Origin of the sequence: Streptomyces sp. NPDC021080, assembly GCF_044333225.1 — a bacterium.
Classification (GTDB): domain Bacteria; phylum Actinomycetota; class Actinomycetes; order Streptomycetales; family Streptomycetaceae; genus Streptomyces.
In genome coordinates, this window is record NZ_JBIRQM010000022.1 from 77573 (window position 1) to 97433 (window position 19861).

Sequence of the window (19861 nt, forward strand, 5' to 3'; positions counted from 1 at the left end):
ACGGGCGCGCTCAGTTCACGCGGGCCCGCGGGCGGCGCGTCCCGGGCTCGGGCTCCTCGTCCAGGAACGATTCGGCGCTGGCCACCGCCTCCCGGGCCGGCAGCGCCCGGAACACCCAGGTGCGGTAGGACCAGAAGCGGAAGAGCGTCGCGACGCCGATGCCGAGGAACTTGAAGACGTTGCTCTGCAGCGGGCTGTCCCAGCCGAAGCCGTACGTCGCCGCGTACAGCACACCGTTCTCGATGACCAGGCCCACCACGCTGAACAGCAGGAAGAGCGTCAGCTCCTTGGTGCGCCCGCCCTTGTCGCGGTCCCGGTAGGTGAAGTAGCGGAACCCGACGTAGTTGAAGACGATGGACACGACCGTGGCGATGACACTCGCCCGCACGACCTGCAGGCCCGTGAGGTGGCGTACGAGGTTGAAGACGAGCAGATTGACGAGCAGCCCCGCACCGCCCACCGCGCCGAACTTGGCGACCTCGCGGAAAAGCAGGTCGAAGCGGCGCCGAACCGCGTTGCGAGGCCCGGTTCGAGGCCCCGATGTGGCACTGCCCATGGTGTCGCCAGCCCCCGTCGGTGGGTCGTGTCGTCTGCCGCGCAGGTGAACGCGCGAGTGGAATACGCCAACCAGCCCATGCTAACCAGCGCCCTGCCGCGATGCCTGTGCATGTGCTCACAGGTAAGAAAAGACGCGGTCACCGGCAGGGAAAATCGGGCGTATCACCGCGGAAACCGGCCACCGCGGCGTGGCCGATACTCTTGGAGCGTGACGTTCCCGGTAGTCGGCATGGTCGGCGGGGGGCAGCTCGCTCGTATGACACACGAGGCGGGCATCCCGCTCGGCATCAAGTTCAAGCTCCTCAGTGACACTCCACAGGATTCCGCGGCGCAGGTCGTCGGCGAGGTCGTCGTCGGCGACTATCGCGACCTCGACACGCTGCGTGACTTCGCGCGGGGCTGCGACGTGATCACCTTCGATCACGAGCACGTCCCGACCGAGCACCTGCGGGCCCTGGAGGCGGACGGCATCCCCGTCCGGCCGGGCCCGGACGCGCTCGTGCACGCCCAGGACAAGGGCGTGATGCGCGCGAAGCTCGACGAGATCGGTGTGCCGTGCCCCCGGCACCGCATCGTGACCGACGTGGAGGACGTGGCCGCGTTCGCGGCGGAAGGCCTCGCCGAGGGGGAGGAGGGCGACGGCTTCCCCGTCATCCTCAAGACCGTCCGCGGCGGCTACGACGGCAAGGGCGTCTGGTTCGTCCGCTCCCTGGAGGAGGCCGCCGAGCCGTTCCGCGCCGGCGTCCCCGTCCTGGCCGAGGAGAAGGTCGACTTCGCCCGGGAGCTCGCGGCGAACGTCGTCCGCTCCCCGCACGGCCAGGCCGTCGCCTATCCCGTCGTCGAGTCCCAGCAGGTCGGCGGCGTCTGCGACACCGTGATCGCCCCGGCGCCCGGCATCGCCGAGGAGCTGGCCCTCGAGGCGCAGGAACTGGCGCTGCGCATCGCCAAGGAACTCGGCGTCGTCGGGCACCTGGCCGTCGAGCTCTTCGAGACCCGCGACGGACGCATCCTCGTCAACGAACTGGCCATGCGCCCGCACAACTCGGGCCACTGGACCCAGGACGGCGCCGTCACCTCCCAGTTCGCCAACCACGTCCGCGCGGTCCTGGACCTCCCGCTCGGCGACCCGCGCCCGCGCGCCCGCTGGACGGTCATGGCGAACGTCCTCGGCGGCGACTTCCCCGACATGTACTCCGCGTACCTGCACTGCATGGCCCGCGACCCGCAGCTCAAGATCCACATGTACGGCAAGGACGTGAAGCCCGGCCGTAAGGTCGGCCACGTCAACACCTACGGCGACGACCTGGACGACGTCCTTGAGCGCGCCCGGCACGCAGCCGGCTACCTGAGAGGCACGATCACCGAATGAGCCCCGTTGTAGGCATCGTCATGGGTTCGGACTCCGACTGGCCGGTCATGGAGGCCGCCGCCCAGGCTCTGGACGAGTTCGAGATCCCCTACGAGGTGGATGTCGTCTCCGCGCACCGCATGCCGCGCGAGATGATCGCGTACGGCGAGCAGGCCGCGGAGCGCGGGCTCAAGGCGATCATCGCGGGCGCCGGCGGCGCCGCCCATCTGCCCGGGATGCTGGCGTCCGTCACCCCGCTGCCCGTCATCGGTGTGCCCGTCCCGCTCAAGTACCTCGACGGCATGGACTCGCTGCTCTCCATCGTGCAGATGCCGGCCGGCGTGCCCGTGGCGACCGTCTCCGTCGGCGGCGCCCGCAACGCCGGTCTGCTGGCCGCCCGGATGCTCGCCGCCCACGACGAGGAACTCCTCGGCCGGATGCGGGAGTTCCAGCAGGAGCTGAACGACCAGGCCACCGAGAAGGGCAAGCGCCTGCGCGCCAAGGTCGAGGGTGCCGGCGGCGGCTTCGGCTTCGGGAAGTGACGCGGATGCCGTCGTCCTCCCTGCCGTCGATCGACCGCGCCCGGGCCCTGCTCGACGAGTTCCCGGTCGTCGACGGGCACAACGACCTGCCCTACGCCCTGCGGGAGCAGGTCCGCTACGACCTCGGCGCCCGTGACCTCGCCGCCGACCAGAGCGCCCACCTGCACACGGACCTGGCCCGGTTGCGCGCGGGCGGCGTCGGCGCCCAGTACTGGTCGGTGTACGTCCGCTCGGACCTGCCCGGCGCCCTGACGGCCACGCTGGAACAGATCGACTGCGTACGGCAGTTGATCGACCGCTACCCGGCGGACCTGCGGGCCGCGCTGACCGCCGCCGACATGGAGGCGGCCCGCGCCGAGGGCCGGATCGCCTCCCTCATGGGGGCCGAGGGCGGTCACTCGATCGACAACTCCCTCGCCGCCCTGCGCGCGCTGTACGCGCTCGGCGTCCGCTACATGACCCTCACCCACAACGACAACATCGTCTGGGCCGACTCGGCGACGGACGTCCCCGTGGTGGGCGGCCTGTCCGCGTTCGGCCGCGAGGTCGTACGGGAGATGAACCGCGAGGGCATGCTCGTGGACCTCTCGCACGTGGCCGCGACGACCATGCGCGACGCGCTCGACACCTCCGTCGCGCCGGTGATCTTCTCGCACTCCTCGGCCCGCGCCGTGTGCGACCACCCGCGCAACATCCCGGACGACGTGCTGGAGCGACTGCCCGCCAACGGGGGAGTGGCGATGGTGACGTTCGTGCCGAAGTTCGTCCTCCAGGCGGCGGTCGAGTGGACGGCCGCGGCCGACGAGAACATGCGCGCCAACGGCTTCCACCACCTCGACACCACCGCCGAGGCCATGAAGGTCCACCGGGCCTTCGAGGAGGACAACCCGCGCCCCGTCGCGACGGTGTCGACGGTCGCCGACCACCTCGACCACATGCGCGAGGTCGCCGGCATCGACCACCTCGGCATCGGCGGCGACTACGACGGCACGGCGTTCACCCCGGCCGGCCTGGACGACGTCTCCGGTTATCCGAACCTGATCGCCGAGCTCCTCGACCGCGGCTGGTCGTCCACCGACGTGACCAAGCTGACCTGGCAGAACGCCGTGCGCGTGCTGGGTGCGGCGGAGGACGTGTCCCGCGACCTCCGCTCCCGCCGGGCACCGTCGAACGCGACGCTGGAACAGTTGGACGGCTGACGTCTGACGGCTGACGGCTCACCGAGTCACCGGGCTGTCGAGCCCCGGACTCCGGGGCCGCCGAAGGCGTCCGGGCCCACCGCCCGGGCGCCTTCGGCATGCGCGGCCGGGCGCGGTCAGCAGGCGCAGAGGCAGAACGGGTGCCCGGCCGGGTCGGCGTACACCCGGAACGAACGCGACCTGTCCTCGGTGTCCAGCGGCGTCGCGCCGAGCTCCAGCACGCCCTTCTCCGCCACGTCGAGGTCCTCGACGGCCAGGTCCAGGTGGAACTGCTGCGAGCCGTCCGGCGAGGGCCAGCGCGGCGGTACGTACCCGGGCGCAGCCTGGAAGGCCAGCTTCCGGCCGCCGGGCAGGTCCAGGTCGATCCAGTCGGTCTCCTCCGCGATGGTGCCGCCCAGCACCGCCGCGTAGAACTCGGCCAGCGTGCGCGGGTCGGGACAGTCCAGGACGACGACGTCCAGTGTGGCGAGAGCCATGACTTCCTCCGTGGGATCTGCGGCGACACCGGCGGGGTGTCCGTCCGGGCCGCCGGGTTACCTGTAGGACGCTTCAAGGAGTAACGGTTACTGCATGGTCCCGCATCGGAGGTAACGTCGCAACCATGAATGACCGAGCGCCCGCACCCGGCTCTCTGGCCCTGGTCCAGGCCCTGGTGAACACCCTGGACATCGAGTCGGGCGCCGACTCGCTGGACACGCCCGAGGGGCTGGCCCGGTTCGGCCTGACGGCGGGCGAGGCGGAGGGGGCCCGCGAGCTGCGCGAGTCGCTGCGGGCGGTGTGCCTGGCGCACGCGGGTCACCCGGCGCACCGGGAGGTGACCCCGCTCGGGGAACTCCTCGCCCGCGCGCCCCTGCGCGTGACGCTCGACCAGGACGGAGGCGCCGCGCGCCTGGTCCCCGCGGTCGGAGCGGCTTCCCCGGCCCCGGCACCGGCCTTTCCGGTCCCGGCGGACGTGGCCTCCCCGGCCCCCCTGGCCTTCCGCGTCGCCGCCGCGATCGCCGAGTCGCTGATCGAGGGAACCTGGCCGCGCCTGAAGGCCTGCGAGGCCCCGACCTGTCATTGGGCGTACTACGACCGATCACCCGCGGGCCGTGGCCGCTGGTGCTCGATGTCGGTGTGCGGGGCGCGCGCCAAGATGCGCCGTTACCGCGCCAAGTAGTCCCCGCGCGACGGAAGATCTTGCGGGCGGCGGGACCGGACGCCGGACACGGTCCGGCGGTCTTAGGCCGCGGCACAGCGAAGTGGTGCAGAATGCAACCGGCGCCGCTCCGGCCGACTGAGCCTCGGCCGGAGCGGCGTCACCCGCCACGCTCCCGGCCGGCGCCCGTCGGCAAGAGGGCTCGGGCCCGCCGCAAGGGGGCTCACGCCGCCGGCGAGAGGGCTCAGGCGGTGGGTCGTCCCATCGCCCGGTACGTCCAGCCGGCCCGGCGCCACAGCTCCGGGTCCAGCGCGTTCCGCCCGTCGAGGAGCACCCGGGACGTGGCCGCCTCGCCCAGCACCGCCGGGTCCAGCTCGCGGAACTCGCGCCACTCCGTCAGGTGCAGGACGACATCGGCGCTCCGCACGGCCTCCACGGCCGAGCCGGCGTACCCGAGCGTCGGGAACAGCCGCTTGGCGTTCTCCATGCCCTTCGGGTCGTAGACGGTGACCTGGCCGCCCTGGAGGTGGATCTGCCCGGCGACGTTCAGTGCCGGGGAGTCGCGCACGTCGTCCGAGTCCGGCTTGAACGTCGCGCCGAGCACGGCCACCCGCTTGCCGAGGAACGAGCCGCCGCCGAGCGCGTCGCGGGCCATCTCCACCATCTGCCCGCGGCGCCGCATGTTGATCGAGTCGATCTCGCGCAGGAAGGTCAGCGCCTGGTCGGCGCCCAGCTCGCCCGCGCGTGCCATGAAGGCGCGGATGTCCTTGGGCAGACAGCCGCCGCCGAAGCCGATCCCGGCGCGCAGGAACTTGCTCCCGATCCGCTCGTCGTGCCCTATGGCCTCGGCCAGCTTGGCGACGTCGCCGCCGGCGGCCTCGCAGACCTCGGCCATCGCGTTGATGAAGGAGATCTTGGTGGCGAGGAAGGAGTTCGCGGACGTCTTCACCAGCTCGGCGGTCGGGAAGTCGGTCACGACGAACGGCGTGCCCTCGGCGACCGGCGTCATGTAGACCTCGCGCAGCAGCTTCTCGGAGCGCTCGCCGCGCACGCCCACCACGATCCGGTCGGGGTGCAGCGTGTCGTTCACGGCGAAGCCCTCACGCAGGAACTCCGGGTTCCAGGCCAGCTCGGCGTCCTCGCCCGCGGGCGCCAGCTCGGCGAGCCGGGCGGCGAGCCGCTCCGCCGAGCCGACGGGCACGGTGGACTTGCCGACGACGAGGGCGGGACCGTGCAGATGCGGCGCCAGCGACTCGAAGGCCGCGTCGACGTAACTCATGTCGCAGGCGTACTCGCCGTGCTTCTGGGGCGTGTTCACACACACGAAGTGGACGTCGCCGAAGGCTCCGACCTCGGCCCAGTCCATGGTGAAGCGGAGCCGGCCGGTGGAGCCCTCGATGCCGGCGACGTGCTTGCGCAGCAGTTCCTCGAGACCGGGCTCGAACATCGGGACCTCGCCCCGCTGGAGCATCTCGATCTTCTCCGGAACCACGTCGAGCCCGAGGACCTCGAAGCCGAGCTCGGCCATGGCCGCGGCGTGGGTGGCGCCGAGGTAGCCGGTGCCGATCACGGTGATCTTGAGGGCCATGGGTGCTCCTGGGGTGTGCGGCGCGGAGGTGCGCGCCTGAGCATAGTCGGGGCTTCGGGGAGCGCTTCCACGGGCAGTTTTCCCTCTGTCGCCAAGCTCACGTATCCGTCTCGCGGGCGAGACCTTTAAAATTGTGTTACTTAACGGTAGTTAGCGCCGCCAGCACAGCACCTTTTGGAGCGTGAGAGACCTTGGCCGGATCGGCTGATTTCGACCTGTACCGCCCGTCCGAGGAGCACGACATGCTCCGGGACGCGATCCGCTCGCTGGCCGAGGCGAAAATCGCGCCGTACGCCGCCGCGGTGGACGAGGAAGCCCGCTTCCCGCAGGAGGCGCTGGACGCCCTGGTCGCGAACGACCTGCACGCCGTGCACGTCCCCGAGGAGTACGGCGGCGCCGGCGCCGACGCCCTCGCGACGGTCATCGTCATCGAGGAGGTGGCCCGCGTCTGCGTGTCCTCCTCCCTGATCCCCGCGGTGAACAAGCTGGGCTCGCTGCCGGTGATCCTCTCCGGTTCCGAGGACCTGAAGAAGAAGTACATGACCCCGCTCGCCAAGGGCGAGGGAATGTTCTCGTACTGCCTCTCCGAGCCGGACGCCGGTTCGGACGCGGCCGGGATGAAGACGCGGGCCGTCCGCGACGGCGACTTCTGGGTCCTCAACGGTGTCAAGCGCTGGATCACCAACGCGGGCGTCTCCGAGTACTACACGGTCATGGCGGTGACCGACCCGACGAAGCGCTCCAAGGGCATCAGCGCGTTCGTCGTCGAGAAGTCCGACGAGGGCGTGTCCTTCGGCGCCCCGGAGAAGAAGCTCGGCATCAAGGGCAGCCCGACGCGCGAGGTCTACCTCGACAACGTTCGCATCCCCGCCGACCGCATGATCGGCGAGGAGGGCACCGGCTTCGCGACCGCCATGAAGACGCTGGACCACACCCGCATCACCATCGCGGCCCAGGCTCTCGGTGTCGCCCAGGGCGCCCTCGACTACGCCAAGGGCTACGTCCAGGAGCGCAAGCAGTTCGGCAAGCCGATCGGCGACTTCCAGGGCGTCCAGTTCATGCTCGCCGACATGGCCATGAAGGTCGAGGCCGCCCGCCAGCTCACGTACGCGGCCGCCGCGAAGTCGGAGCGCGGCGACAAGGACCTCACCTTCCAGGGCGCCGCCGCCAAGTGCTTCGCCTCGGACGTGGCCATGGAGGTCACCACGGACGCCGTCCAGCTCCTCGGCGGCTACGGCTACACCCGCGACTACCCGGTCGAGCGCATGATGCGCGACGCGAAGATCACCCAGATCTACGAGGGCACGAACCAGGTGCAGCGCATCGTCATGGCGCGCAACCTTCCCTAGCGGGGTTCCGCAGGTCGGGAGCCGAACGCCCGCCGACCTGCACGGACAGCACAGCCCCCGGCGCGACGCCGGGGGCTGTTGCCGTACGCGGCGGACGAACCCCGCTCACCCGCTGCGAGGGATCCCCGCTCACCCCCAGGTGAACCCCTTCTGGACCTCCATGCACGCGTCCTTCTTGTCGCCGTTGAGCGCCGCCGACGACTCGGGTGCCTTCGTCGGCTTCCTGGACGCCGGATAGGCGTCGCCGGTACGCCAGTCCGCGCCCACGATCAGCGTGATCCCCGAGACGTCGGTCGACCTGCGCACCGATCCGAGCGGTACCCCGAGTGCCTTGGCGGTCGCCTGGGCGTCACCCTCCAGATCGGCGCTGGGGTACAGGACCGTGGTCTTGGCCTGCGGGGTGAGCGTGCTGTCGACGGCGGCCCGGGCGAACCCCTTGCCCTGCAGCGCCCCGACGACCGCGCCGGCTCTCTGGGGCGTCGGCGCCCCGCCGTTCACGCCGGTGCCGTTCCGGACCAGAACCGCGATCTGCCCGTCCGGCGCCGCCGGGTCGTCGGACGGACGCTCGGTCTTCTTCTTCGCGCCGTGCCCGTCCAGCGGAGTGTCGTCGCGGACCATGGAGATGAGCTGGTCGGCGTCTTCGGCCATGGGTATCAGCCGGTTGCGGTCCTGAGGCCACTGCACCGTGGGCAGCGTCGTCATCGTGATGCCCTTGGTGGGCACCTTCTTGAACTCTTCGGACAGGTCGTACAGCTTCTTGACGGTCCCCAGGTCCTCGTCGACGGTGAGCGCCTTCGTCGCGGTCTCCGCCAGCCTGCGCATCTCGTCGGGGTTGCCCAGCGTCGCGTTCTCGCGCAACTGCCGCACCATCGAGTTCATGTACATGTGCTGGGCGTGGGTGCGGCCGGTGTCGGTGCCGTCCTCGAAGCCGTAGCGGGTGCGCAGCCACTGCAGGGCCTGCTGCCCCTTGACCGGCGTCGTGCCCGCCTTCAGCTTCAGGCCCGATCCGTGGCCGTCCGACGTGTGCGAGTAGACGTTCTGCCGTACGCAGACCGGGACGCCGCCGATGGCGTCCGCCATCGACACGACACCGGAGAAGTCGACCACCATGAAGTGGTCGATGTGGATATGGGTGAGCTTCTCCCAGGTGGCGACCGTGCAGCCCGGGCCGCCGCGGCCCAGTGACTCGTTCGCCATCGACAGGGAGAGCGCCCCGTACACCTTGCCGGTGTGCGGGTCGGTGCACTTGGGGATGGGGATCATGGTGTCACGCGGGAGGCTGACCACGGACATGTTGCTGCGGTCGGCCGAGACGTGCACCAGCATCTGTACGTCCGCGAGCGGCGGGCGGCCCACATCGCTCCTGGACCCGCCCAGCTTGAGGTCCTCCGCGGTGTTGCGGCTGTCCGAGCCGATCATCAGGATGTTCAGCGGCGTCTGGCCCGCGGCGTTCGCGGTCGCCCTGGGCACGGCGTCGTCGCCGAGGTTGAGCTTGTCCTTCTTGATGTTGCTGTTGAGGTGCTCGTAGTACAGGTATCCCGCGCCGGCGGTACCCAGTATCACCAGGGTCAACGTCATCGCCGACCAGCGCAGTATGCGCCGCTTCGGGCGCCGGGGTCCCGGCTCCGATCCGGACGTGCGGCCGCCGCCCCGGCGCCGGTGGCCGCCGGACTGCGTCCGCGTGCCCTCCTCGCGCGGGCCGCTGTCCGTGTCGTACGCCGGGCCCGCCGCGGCTGGTCCGCCGCCGCGCCGGGCGCGCGGCGGAGCCTCTGCTCCTCGCGCACTGTTCTGTGTCATTCTCGTGCCCCTCCCGCCCCCGGCGTCCTCACCGCGGCTTCGTCTCGCGTCCCGCCCCCGGCATGTCAGCTGTGGCGTGGCCGCGTTTCCCCGCTCAGTGAGACGCAGAATCGATCCCCGAGGTCAACGAGGTGTGCGGACCTCGTCGACCGTCCGCCGCGAAAAGCCGGCTGTCGTACTGACGAGCCGGGAGCGCGAACGGTTGTGCGGGGAGCCTGCCGAGGAAGGCGGAGAGGGGGGCGAACACGAAGATGGGGAAGGGCGGTTGGCCCTTCCCCATGTCGAACTCCGTGCCGCCGTGAGCGACTAGTTGCCGGAGACGGTGACCTTCTCGTCGTTCTTGAGCTCGTCGACCAGCGTCTTCATCTTCGCCTTGTCCCAGACGAGGTTGCCGCCGACGGAACCGGAGATCGGCATGTTCATGGACTTGCCGTCGCCGCTGGTGACGCCCTTCATGGCCCAGAACATGTCGGCCAGGTCCCACAGGCTCATGTCCTTGTCGACGACCAGCGAGTCGAGGCCCGCCCCCATCGTCGGGTACAGCTTGAAGGGGTTCAGGACCGTCGAGGGGGTCGCGACCTGGTGGGCCAGGGCGGACAGGAACTTCTGCTGGTTCTTGGTGCGCTGCAGGTCCGAGGCGGCGAAGGCGTGCCGGGTGCGGACGAAGGCGAGGGCCTGCTCGCCGTTCAGCGTCTGCTTGCCCGCCTTGAAGTCGGCGCCGGAGTACTTGTCCTTGAAGCCCTGGTCGAGGTTCATCTCGACACCGCCGACCGCGTCGACGATGCCCGCGAACCCGGCGAAGCCGATCTCCACGTAGTGGTCGATGTGCAGGCCGGTGTTGTACTCGATGGTCCTGACCAGGAGCGTGGGACCGTCGAAGGCGTAGGCCGCGTTCAGCTTGTTCTGGCCCAGCGGGCCCTTGATCTTGCCGGACTCGGAGCCCTGGAACTTAGGGATCGTGACGTTCGAGTCACGCGGCAGCGACAGCAGCGTGGAGCCGTTGCTGCCGGTGTGCAGGATCATCATCGAGTCGGTGCGCTTGCCCTCGGCGGAGCCGGTGTGCAGCTTCTTCTTCTCCTCGGCGGACATGCCGGCGCGGCTGTCGGAACCGACGATCAGGTAGTTCGTTCCCTCGCCGGTCTCCGGCCGGTCTATGACCTTGGAGAGATCCACGTCACGGTGGAGCTTGGAGTCCGCCCAGAAGTACGTGCCGACGGAGACCACGACCAGCACGGTGACCAGCGTGATCGCGGTCCACTTGATCCGGCGCCGCCAGTTCGGCGCGGGGCGCCGCGGGTACGCGTCGGCGCCGCCGGGGCCCTGCGGACCGCCGGGCCCGCCCGGGCTCCCGTACACCTGGCCGTTGCTGTAGCCGGAGTCGTACCCGTTGTCGTAGCCCTGGCCGTCGTCGTAGCCCTGGCCGTCGACGTACGAGGGCTGGCGGGGCACCCCGGCGCCGTACGGCGGCGCGCCCTGGCCCGGACCGGGTGCGGCCGGCCCACGACGGACCTGTCGCATGACGCGGGCGCTCTCAGGCTGTGCGCCTGCGCTGCCGCGTCCGTAGCGGTTGCTGCGGTTGTCGTCGGACCACCCGTCGGGCCAATCATTCATGCGGACCAGTGTGCCGTTCCCTACCAGGCGTCTTACAAGGGAGCCGGGAGATCTGGGTCACGCCTGTTGCAGAGCTGATGCAAATCGACCGTCGCGTGACCGGCATAAGGTGGAGGACATGACAGACCAGGCCCCCAACCCGGAAAACGACATCCCGGGCAAGCCGACCTCAGCGTCCCGGACCACCCTCAGCCACATCATGACTCACAACGACACGAACCTTCTGGGATCGGTGCACGGTGGCGTGATCATGAAGCTCGTCGACGACGCGGCGGGCGCCGTGGCGGGGCGGCACTCGGGCGGGCCCGCGGTCACCGCCTCGATGGACGAGATGGCCTTCCTCGAACCCGTCCGCGTGGGCGACCTGGTCCATGTGAAGGCCCAGGTCAACTGGACCGGACGGACCTCGATGGAGGTCGGTGTGCGGGTCCTGGCCGAGCGCTGGAACGAGTCCACCCCGCCGCAGCAGGTCGGTTCGGCCTACCTCGTCTTCGCCGCCGTCGACGCCGACGGCAAGCCCCGCCGGGTGCCGCCGGTCATCACCGAGACCGAGCGGGACGAGCGCCGCTTCCAGGAGGCGCAGATCCGCCGCACCCACCGCCTCGCCCGCCGCCGGGCGATCATGGAACTCCGCGAGAAGCGCGCGGCGGAAGGCCTCGACGACTAGGAACACACCACCCGGTCTCCGGCTAGGAACACATCACCTGGTCTCCCGTGACCACCTCGGACCCGCCCTGGGCGGGGTCGTCGGCACGCACCCGTGTCACCTGCTTGAAGTCGGTCCCGGCGGTCACCTTCAGCAGCGGGCCCCGCCCGGGGACCGCGCGCAGCTCGGAGCCCGGCAGCGCGGCCGCGAGGGACTTCGCCGAACGGTCCCACCGGGGGTCGTACGCGATGACGGTGCGCCGGACCGTGGAGCCCGCGGCCGTCGTGGGCCGGCCCGTCGTCCGGAACCCGGTGGCCGCGAGCGCGCCGTCGACCTTCCTGCCGAGACCCGTGACGGCGGTCCCGTTCTCGATCTGGACCCGGATCCGCTGCGGGGCCACCGCGACCCGGACGGCCCGGGGCCGCGGGGCGCGGGGTGGCGCGAGCGGCTTGTCGTCGCGCAGCGCCTCGAACAGCTGCCGCGCCTTCGGCTCGTCCCATTTCAGGGCCGAGCCGATGCCCTTGACCACATAGGCCATCTGTCCGATCGGCACGGTCGTGAACTCGGACGAGGACGGGGAGAAGTTCCGCATCGCCCGGCCCAGGTCCAGCAGCTCGTCCGTGCCGAACCCCTTGTCGGCCCGCACCGAGCCCAGCACCGCGCGGGTCACGTCCCGGAACTTCATCGGGTTCAGCAGCACCCCGGACGAGGTGGCCCGGGAGACGAGCGCCGCCAGGAAGCGCTGCTGGCGCTTCATCCGGCCGAGGTCGGAGGACCCGTCGGTGTGCCGGGACCGTACGTACTGAAGGGCCTGCCCGCCGCCCAGCAGATGCGAGCCGGCCGACAGGTCGAGACCGGTGTAGCGGTCCTTCAGCGGCTGCGCGGTGCAGATGCGGACGCCGCCGAGCACGTCGACCGTCTTCATGAAGCTGGTGAAGTCGACCTCCAGATAGTGGTCGATCTTCACGTGCGTCATGCTCTCGACGGTCCGCACGGTCAGGGTCGGGCCGCCCTCCGCGTACGCCGCGTTCAGCTTGAGGGGATGGGGGGCGCGCCGCAGCCCGGTGACCTCGTCGGTGTGCGCGGGCGCCTCGGCGTAGGAGTCACGCGGCAGGCTGATGATGCTGGCGCGGTCCCGGTCCGCCGAGATGTGCACGATCATGACCGTGTCGGTGCAGTGGCAGGGTGCGCCGCCGAGCCGGTACTTCCGCCGCTCCGCCTCGGTGATCTTCTCCCGGCCGTCGGTGCCGACCAGCAGCAGATTCATGCCGTGACCGGCCTCGGGCCGGTTCTTCATGTCCTTGAACGGGTCGACCCGGGCGATGTCCGCGTCCAGACCGCTCAGCACCGCGTGTCCGATGCCCGCCGAGGCGAGGACCACCACGGAGACGGTGGTCAGTGCCCGTACGGCCCAGCGAGGCCTCCTGCGCCGTACGGGGCGCACGGGGCGTCCGTCTGCGCGCCGGGCGGGCTGCCGCGCCGGAGAAGGCCGCGGAGGGCGCTGAGGGCGGACGGGGGAGCGGGGCGGTGTGGGCAAGGGGGACACCTCCGCGAGGCGGGACGGGGGAGGGACGCGTTCCGCGGGGCCGGACGGAGCCGCGTTCCGCTGGGCGTGGGGATCCGCGAGCACCGTAGGCCCATACGATCTGCGGTCCGGTCCTTACGCCGGGCGGCGCGCGACCGTGTCCCCCGTTCGCGGTAACGTGAGCTCCGATGAGCGAGAAGTCTGACGTGCGGGCCCCCGCCGTATCTGTGATCATGCCCGTCCTCAACGAGGAGCGGCATCTGCGCGGCGCCGTCCAGGCGATCCTGGCGCAGGAGTACGACGGCGAGATGGAGGTCGTGATCGCCATCGGTCCCTCCACGGACCGGACGGACGAGATCGCCGCCGAACTCGTCCGCGAGGACCCGAGGGTCCACACGGTGCCGAACCCCACCGGCCGGACGCCCGCGGCGCTGAACGCCGCGATCAAGGCGTCCCGGCACCCCGTCGTCGTGCGCGTCGACGGACACGGCATGCTCTCCCCGAACTACATCGCCACCGCCGTACGGCTCCTGGAGGAGACCGGCGCGCAGAACGTCGGCGGCATCATGCACGCCGAGGGCGAGAACGACTGGGAGCACGCCGTCGCCGCCGCCATGACGTCGAAGATCGGCGTGGGCAACGCGGCCTTCCACACGGGAGGCGAGGCGGCCCCGGCCGAGACCGTGTACCTCGGGGTGTTCCGGCGCGAGGCGCTGGAGCAGCAGGGCGGCTACAACGAGGAGTTCATCCGCGCCCAGGACTGGGAGCTGAACTTCCGCATCCGTGAGGCCGGCGGACTGATCTGGTTCTCGCCCGAGCTGAAGGTGTCGTACCGGCCGCGTCCGTCCGTCAAGGCGCTCGCCAAGCAGTACAAGGACTACGGCCGTTGGCGGCACGTCGTCGCCCGCTACCACGAGGGCTCCATCAACCTGCGCTATCTCGCCCCGCCGACCGCCGTCTGCGCGATCGCGGCGGGCGTGGTCGTCGGCGCGGCGCTGACGCCCTGGGGCTTCATCGTCCCGGCCGGCTATCTCGCGGCCATCGGGCTCGGCTCGCTGCCCGCGGGCAAGGGGCTGCCGGCGAAGGCCCGGCTGCAGATCCCCGTGGCCCTCGCGACGATGCACATGTCGTGGGGCTGGGGCTTCCTCACCAGCCCGAAGGCGCTGGCCAGGAAGGTCATCGCGTCCCGGCGTCCCGCGGTCCTCAGCGGCGCGAACTGATCCGGTCGCGCACGAGTCCGCCACCGGCTCCGTCCGGAGCCGTCCGCACATGAATCGGGCCCCTCTCGACTTCGAGAGGGGCCCGACTTCCTTCTGCCGCCGGCCGGTTCTACGACCAGGTGTAGTTCGGGTCGACGTGCATGCAGGCGCTGGTGTCCGAGCCCTTGTCGAGCTTCGCGGACGCGGGCGTCGAGTCGTCGTCCGCCGGGGCCTCGTACGTCGTGCCGTCCCGCCAGTCGGCGCCGACGACGAGCGTGACCCCGGAGACGTCCGCGGACTTCTCCACCGCGTGAGTCGAGATCCCGAGGGCCTTGGCGACCCGCAGGGCGTCGCCCTCCAGATCGGCGCTCGGGTAGCGGATCAGCGTGGTCGCCTCGGCGGGCGCGGCCGACGGGTCGGCCTTCGCCTGCGTGAACCCCTTGCCGACGAGCAGCTCGCCCACCGCGCTCGCACGTCCGGGAACCGGCGCCAGCGTGCTGGTACGCGTGCCGTTCTGCACCTGCACCGCGATCTTGTCGTCCGCCGCGGCCGGATCCGAGGAGGTCCTCTCCGCGGTCTTCTTCTTGTCCTTGCCGTCCAGCGCGATGTCCTCGCGCAGCAGCCGCCAGACCTTGTCCGCGTCCGTCGGCTTGGGCAGCACGCGGTTGCCGTCGCTGGAGTACACCCACGGCATGGTGGTCATGGTGATGCGCTTGGTCGGGACCTTCTTCAGTTCCTTGCTGAGGTCGTAGAGATCGGTGACCGAGCCCAGGCCCTGGTCGACGGTCAGCGCGCTGGTGGCCGTCTCCGCGAGGCCGCGCAGCTTGCCCGGGTTGCTCAGGGTGGCGTTCTCCCGGAGCTGACGCACCATCGAGTTCATGTACTGGTGCTGGGCCTTGGTCCGGCCGATGTCGCTGCCGTCCTCGAAGCCGTACCGCGTACGCAGCCACTGCAGGGCCTGCTTGCCCTTGACGGACGTCGTGCCCTTCTCGAGCTTGAGCCCGGAACCGTGACCGGTGGAGGTGTGCGAGTAGATGTTGGCGTCCACACAGACGGGGACACCGCCGATCGCGTCGGCCATCGACACCACACCCGCGAAGTCGACCATGATGAAGTGGTCGATGTGGATGTCGGTCAGCTTCTCCCAGGTGGCGACCGTGCAGCCGGGGCCGCCGCGGCCCAGCGAGTCGTTCGTCATCGTCAGGGACGTGCTCGCGGCGTAGGTCTTCCCGGTTTTCGGGTCGGTGCAGTTGGGTATCTGGAGCAGGGTGTCGCGCGGCATGCTCACGACCGACATGTTGGTGCGGTCCGCGGACAGGTGCAGCAGCATCTGGACGTCCGCCCGGGGCGGTGTGTCGAAGGTGTCCTTCGCGCCGCCGAGCTTCTGGTTCTCGGTGGAGTTCCGGGCGTCCGAACCGATCAGCAGGATGTTCAGCGGGGTCTGGCCCGCCGCGTTCGGTTTCGTCTTCGCGGCGCGGTCCTTCGCGTCGCCGATGTTCAGGTCGTCCTTCTTCAGATTGCTGTTCAGGTGCTGGTAGTAGAGGTAACCGGCACCGGCGGTCGCGAGTATGAGGACCGACAGCACCATCGCCGACCAGCGCAGTATCCGGCGTCTGCGCCGGGGGCGGCCCTTGGTCCCGTGCCGTCCGTCGTCGTCCCCGCCCTGCGGGCCGAGCGGCGCGGTGCCGTCGGCCGGACGTGTGCCGTCACCGTCCGGCCGGGTGCGGACGCCGTCCGCCGTCCGAACGGACCGGCCGTCCTCCTCGTACATGCTGTCGTCCCAGCCCAGTTCGCCGGCTTGCGGGACACGTGGCCGTGCTCCCTCCCCGCGCACACTGCTTTGCGCCATCTCTCGCCTCTCCCACCCTGCGCCTGACGAACGGGTCCGTCGAACGTCCGGCCAGGCGTTCACACGCCTGGCCGGAAGCTGCCCGCGCCCTGGAGGACGCCTGACGGACCCCGTTAGATCACTTCGCGCACACCGTCTTGTCCGCAGTGGACTTCTCCACGTCCGGCGCCTTCGTCGGAGCGGTCAAGGGCACTCCGGCGCCCTTGAAGTCCTTGCCCAGGGTCAGCACGATCGCGGGCAGCCCCTGTGAGTTCTTCTCGCTCTTGCCGGGCTTCATCGCCGAACCGGACAGCCCCATGAGATCCGCCAGCTTGCGTGCCTGGTCGGCCTGGTCGGGAGAGTACTCCAGGGTCGTCTTGCTCAGCGGTGCGTCGGCGTTGCCCAGCTGGCTGGACTTGAGCACGCCCTCATCATTCTGCAGCCAGTTAAGAGTTTCCTGTGCGGAGCCGGCCTCGGCGCCGCCGTTGTAGATGTCGACGCGGATGTCGGACGCGGCGGAACGGGAGCCCTTGAGGCGGGCGGCCACTGCGGCCTTCTCCTTCTTCTGCTTCTGCTTCACGGCGGTGAAGGAGACGTCGTTCTTGATGGCGTCGAAGACCGGCTGGGCCTTCGTCGGGTCGACCACGACCGTGGCGTGGTACCCCTTCTCGGCCGGGTTGTCGACCACCGGAACCGTCGCGAAGGTGATGTTCTTCGTCGGCACCTTCTTCAGCTCCAGGGCCATGTCCTTGAGCGTGCTGACGCTGCCGATGCCGGTGTCGACGGTGAGCGCCTTGGTGGCGGCCTCGGCCAGCTTGATCAGCTTGGTGGGGTCGGTGAGGGTGTCGCCGGAGCTCATCTTGCGCATCAGGGAGCCGATGAACTGCTGCTGCACCTTGATGCGGTCGAGGTCGCCCGCGTTGCCGAAGCTGTGCCGGGTGCGGACGAAGGCGAGGGCCTGCTCGCCCTCGATGACGTGCTTTCCGGCGGAGAGCTTGAGGTGCGAGTTGGCGTCGTCGACGTTCTTGGCGAGACAGACCTCGACACCGCCGACCGCGGTGGTCAGCGTCTTGACGGCGTTGAAGTCGGCCATCATGAAGTGGTCCACCGTGATGCCGGTGACCGCCTTGACGGTGTCCATCGTGCAGCCGGGATTGCGGTCGTCCTGGCCAAGGCTCGTGTTGAAGCGGACGTTGTCCGTGCCCTTGATGCTCTCCTCGGTGCCGTCCGCCCGCTTGGTCTTGCACTCGGGGATGTCGACGATGAGGTCGCGCGGGATGCTCAGCGCGGTCGCGTTCGTCCGGTCCTTGGAGACGTGCAGCAGGATGTTCGTGTCGGCGTGCCCGACGCTGTTCTTGTCGCCGTATCCCGAGTTGCCCGCACCGGTGCGTTTGTCGGTTCCGATGATGAGCAGGTTGAAGGCCTCGTCCTTGCTGAAGCCGCTCTTGCCCGAACTGCCGATGTCCGTCGTCTGGACGTTGCCCTCGAGGTGCTTGATATAGGCGTACGCCGCGCCGGCGACAACCACCAGGACCAGCGCCATGGTGCCGCCGGTCCAGAGCAGTATCTTCTTCGCCTTCGACTTCTTGGGCGGCTTGTTGCGCCCGCGCCGCCTCCCGGGAAGCGGCTCCGGCGGCTCGGCACGCCGCCGGCGCGGTCCCGGCACGTCGGGGCCGGACGGCTCACGTTCCCGCCTCGGTGCGTCACGTTCCCGCTCCGGTGCCGCGCGGTCCCGGCCCGGCGCGCTCCGGGTGCGCGTCCCCGCCGGGGCTGTGCCCCTGCGCGGCCGCGGCACGCCCGATTGCGCTCCGGAAGGGGGCAGTCGCAGTTCGTATTCGCCAGTGTTCGGGTTGAGTACCCACTGGTCTGCGGGGTCGATGTTGTCCGCCCGCCCACGGCCTTGCGCGTCCACGGTTGTCTGAATCCTCCGTCGGGGCCACGCGGCGCCCTTTCCCCCTCAAAAGGCGCTCGGGTCTCGGTCAAGCAGTGCGCGACCCCCAAGGACGGACCTCGTGGCCGGGTGCACCGGATCGCTCACACTATCCGCCCAGTTCAGCGCGGAGCGACGGCCGTGACAAATTCGTCGTTCCTACAACCGGGCAATCCGCCCTATTTTCAGAGACTTCTTAGCTCGGCCGTTCCCCGCCTTGGCGCGCGCTTTACCCGCAGGCGTCCTGTGCCGCCGTGTTGCCTCGGAAAGTCGGAGCCGGATCGGGTGTGCCGGAGAGAAGGGCGACCCCTATTGCCGTCGACATTCCGTCGCGGCCCGACTCCTCTTCGTAGTCGCCTTCGTCGCCACGGAAGGAGTTCCCGTACAAATTCACGGAACCCGGTGACAGGCCCGCCGGTCCCTGCGGCGGTTCCTTCGCGACCGCGACGGGCTCGTCCGCGCGCAGCCGTGCGAAGAGCCGGGCCGCCGCGGGCTCCACGAGCTGATCGCGGTTGGCGTTGAGGACGTAGGAGGTGCGGGGAACGGTGAGGAACCGGATGTTCTCCGTGGGGATGTCGCGCATGCCGCGGACCAGGTCGTACAGGCCGCGCAGGCTCGCCAGCCCGGGGTCGGTGGTCAGCGACGAGGTGGCCGCGTCCAGCACCGGGTACAGCTTCGTCGGGTTGAGCAGGACGTCGTCGCTGCGCACCTTGCCGATCAGCGCGCCGAGGAACTTCTGCTGGCGGTCCATGCGGTCGGTGTCGCTGCCGTTGCCGATGCTCTTGCGGGCGCGCACGTAGCCGAGTGCCTGCTCGCCGTCGAGCACGACCTTGCCCGCGGGCAGTCTCAGCTTCGCCGCCTTGTCGTCGATCGGCTTCCGCAGGCACACCTCGACGCCGTCCACCGCGTCGACCATGTCCTTGAAGCCGTGGAAGTCGACCACCATGTGATGGTCGACGCGGATGTTCGTGAGCTTCTCCACGGTCCGGATCGTGCAGGCCGAACCGCCCACCTCGAAGGCGTAGTTGAACATCGCGAACATCGGGTCGGTGCGGGTGCCGTCGGGGCGCCGGCAGCCCGGAACGTGCACCATCAGGTCGCGGGGCAGCGACATGGCGGTCGCGCTGCGCCGGTTCGCCGAGAGGTGCAACAGGATCGTGGTGTCGGACCGTTCCGTCCCCGAGTCGCGGCCGTACTTCTTGTTCCCGGCCCCCGAGCGCGAGTCGGACCCGATCAGCAGGATGTTCTGCGCGTCGCGCACCAGCGCGGTGGGCCGCTCCTTCTCGTACCGGGCGAGCTCGGCCGCCGCGTCGTTGTCGGCCGTGATGTTCCCGTTCAGCTTCTCGTACGCGGCCCAGCCGACCGCCACGGCGCCCAGGACCACCACGGTGACCCCGGTCGCCGTCCAGCGCAGCCAGCGCCGCCGCCGGCGCACCGGCCCGGCCCCGGTGGGCGCCGCTCCCCGCCCCGGCTCCTCCGGGCCCCCGGAGGGAGTGCCTGCGGTGTCGGTCACGTCAGGACCACCCCTCATGGCGTACGAGCGTGTCGGGCTGCTCCTACGACCATGTCCCGGCGCGGCGGGCGAGGGGGGCCGGTGATGGGC

Annotated in this window: 16 protein-coding genes; 7 read left to right on the forward strand and 9 right to left on the reverse strand. The window is 70.2% G+C overall.

Annotated features, from left to right (window positions below):
• Window positions 1-10 precede the first annotated feature (10 nt).
• Window positions 11-556: a GtrA family protein gene (locus ACH4S8_RS38995; protein WP_398402946.1), complete on the reverse strand. Its 546-nt coding sequence runs from the start codon at window positions 554-556 to the stop codon at window positions 11-13.
• Between the two features lie 210 nt (window positions 557-766).
• Between ACH4S8_RS38995 and ACH4S8_RS39000 the strand changes: the two genes are divergently transcribed.
• The 3 genes from ACH4S8_RS39000 to ACH4S8_RS39010 are packed head-to-tail and all read left to right on the forward strand — an operon-like array spanning window position 767 to window position 3647.
• Window positions 767-1927: a 5-(carboxyamino)imidazole ribonucleotide synthase gene (locus ACH4S8_RS39000; protein WP_398402948.1), complete on the forward strand. Its 1161-nt coding sequence runs from the start codon at window positions 767-769 to the stop codon at window positions 1925-1927.
• A complete protein-coding gene (gene purE / locus ACH4S8_RS39005) occupies window positions 1924-2448 on the forward strand; it encodes a 5-(carboxyamino)imidazole ribonucleotide mutase (RefSeq protein ID WP_398402951.1) in 525 nt (174 codons plus the stop codon). Before ACH4S8_RS39000 ends, purE begins: the two co-directional genes overlap by 4 nt.
• 5 nt (window positions 2449-2453) lie before the next feature.
• A complete protein-coding gene (locus ACH4S8_RS39010) occupies window positions 2454-3647 on the forward strand; it encodes a dipeptidase (protein ID WP_398402953.1) in 1194 nt (397 codons plus the stop codon).
• A 116-nt stretch (window positions 3648-3763) separates the two neighbouring features.
• Here ACH4S8_RS39010 and ACH4S8_RS39015 read toward each other — a convergent pair whose 3' ends face one another.
• Window positions 3764-4123, reverse strand: coding sequence for a VOC family protein (locus ACH4S8_RS39015; protein WP_398402955.1), 360 nt, complete (start codon window positions 4121-4123; stop codon window positions 3764-3766).
• Window positions 4124-4248: 125 nt separating this feature from the next.
• Here ACH4S8_RS39015 and ACH4S8_RS39020 point away from each other — a divergent pair, with 125 nt between their 5' ends.
• On the forward strand, window positions 4249-4806 hold the full coding sequence (locus tag ACH4S8_RS39020; protein ID WP_398402957.1) for a CGNR zinc finger domain-containing protein: 558 nt from the start codon (window positions 4249-4251) through the stop codon (window positions 4804-4806).
• Window positions 4807-5029: 223 nt separating this feature from the next.
• On the opposite strand, the gene ACH4S8_RS39025 is transcribed toward ACH4S8_RS39020, so the two are convergent.
• On the reverse strand, window positions 5030-6373 hold the full coding sequence (locus ACH4S8_RS39025) for a UDP-glucose dehydrogenase family protein (RefSeq protein WP_398402959.1): 1344 nt from the start codon (window positions 6371-6373) through the stop codon (window positions 5030-5032).
• 191 nt (window positions 6374-6564) lie between these two features.
• Here ACH4S8_RS39025 and ACH4S8_RS39030 point away from each other — a divergent pair, with 191 nt between their 5' ends.
• Entirely contained in the window at window positions 6565-7722 is a 1158-nt protein-coding gene (locus ACH4S8_RS39030; protein WP_398402961.1) for an acyl-CoA dehydrogenase, read from the forward strand.
• A gap of 129 nt (window positions 7723-7851) precedes the next feature.
• On the opposite strand, the gene ACH4S8_RS39035 is transcribed toward ACH4S8_RS39030, so the two are convergent.
• Complete coding sequence (locus ACH4S8_RS39035; protein ID WP_398402963.1) at window positions 7852-9519, reverse strand: LCP family protein; 1668 nt, start codon at window positions 9517-9519, stop codon at window positions 7852-7854.
• 306 nt (window positions 9520-9825) lie between these two features.
• Window positions 9826-11130, reverse strand: coding sequence for an LCP family protein (locus ACH4S8_RS39040; protein ID WP_398402965.1), 1305 nt, complete (start codon window positions 11128-11130; stop codon window positions 9826-9828).
• 118 nt (window positions 11131-11248) lie between these two features.
• Between ACH4S8_RS39040 and ACH4S8_RS39045 the strand changes: the two genes are divergently transcribed.
• Window positions 11249-11797, forward strand: a complete 549-nt coding sequence (locus tag ACH4S8_RS39045) for an acyl-CoA thioesterase (RefSeq protein ID WP_361692759.1) — start codon at window positions 11249-11251, stop codon at window positions 11795-11797.
• Window positions 11798-11819: 22 nt separating this feature from the next.
• Here ACH4S8_RS39045 and ACH4S8_RS39050 read toward each other — a convergent pair whose 3' ends face one another.
• The gene (locus tag ACH4S8_RS39050; RefSeq protein ID WP_398402968.1) at window positions 11820-13322 is read right to left on the reverse strand and encodes an LCP family protein; all 1503 of its coding nucleotides are present in this window, start codon (window positions 13320-13322) and stop codon (window positions 11820-11822) included.
• Window positions 13323-13489: 167 nt separating this feature from the next.
• On the opposite strand from ACH4S8_RS39050, the gene ACH4S8_RS39055 reads away from it, so the two are divergent.
• Entirely contained in the window at window positions 13490-14521 is a 1032-nt protein-coding gene (locus ACH4S8_RS39055) for a glycosyltransferase family 2 protein (RefSeq protein ID WP_398402970.1), read from the forward strand.
• Between the two features lie 109 nt (window positions 14522-14630).
• Here the strand turns inward: ACH4S8_RS39055 and ACH4S8_RS39060 are convergent, their stop codons facing one another.
• From ACH4S8_RS39060 to ACH4S8_RS39070, 3 genes are all read right to left on the reverse strand, one after another.
• Entirely contained in the window at window positions 14631-16349 is a 1719-nt protein-coding gene (locus tag ACH4S8_RS39060; protein ID WP_398402972.1) for an LCP family protein, read from the reverse strand.
• Between the two features lie 118 nt (window positions 16350-16467).
• Window positions 16468-18240 (reverse strand): LCP family protein, encoded by a 1773-nt coding sequence (locus ACH4S8_RS39065; RefSeq protein ID WP_398402974.1) that lies wholly within the window; start codon window positions 18238-18240, stop codon window positions 16468-16470.
• Window positions 18241-18487: 247 nt separating this feature from the next.
• Window positions 18488-19789: an LCP family protein gene (locus tag ACH4S8_RS39070; RefSeq protein ID WP_398402976.1), complete on the reverse strand. Its 1302-nt coding sequence runs from the start codon at window positions 19787-19789 to the stop codon at window positions 18488-18490.
• Window positions 19790-19861: the final 72 nt, after the last annotated feature.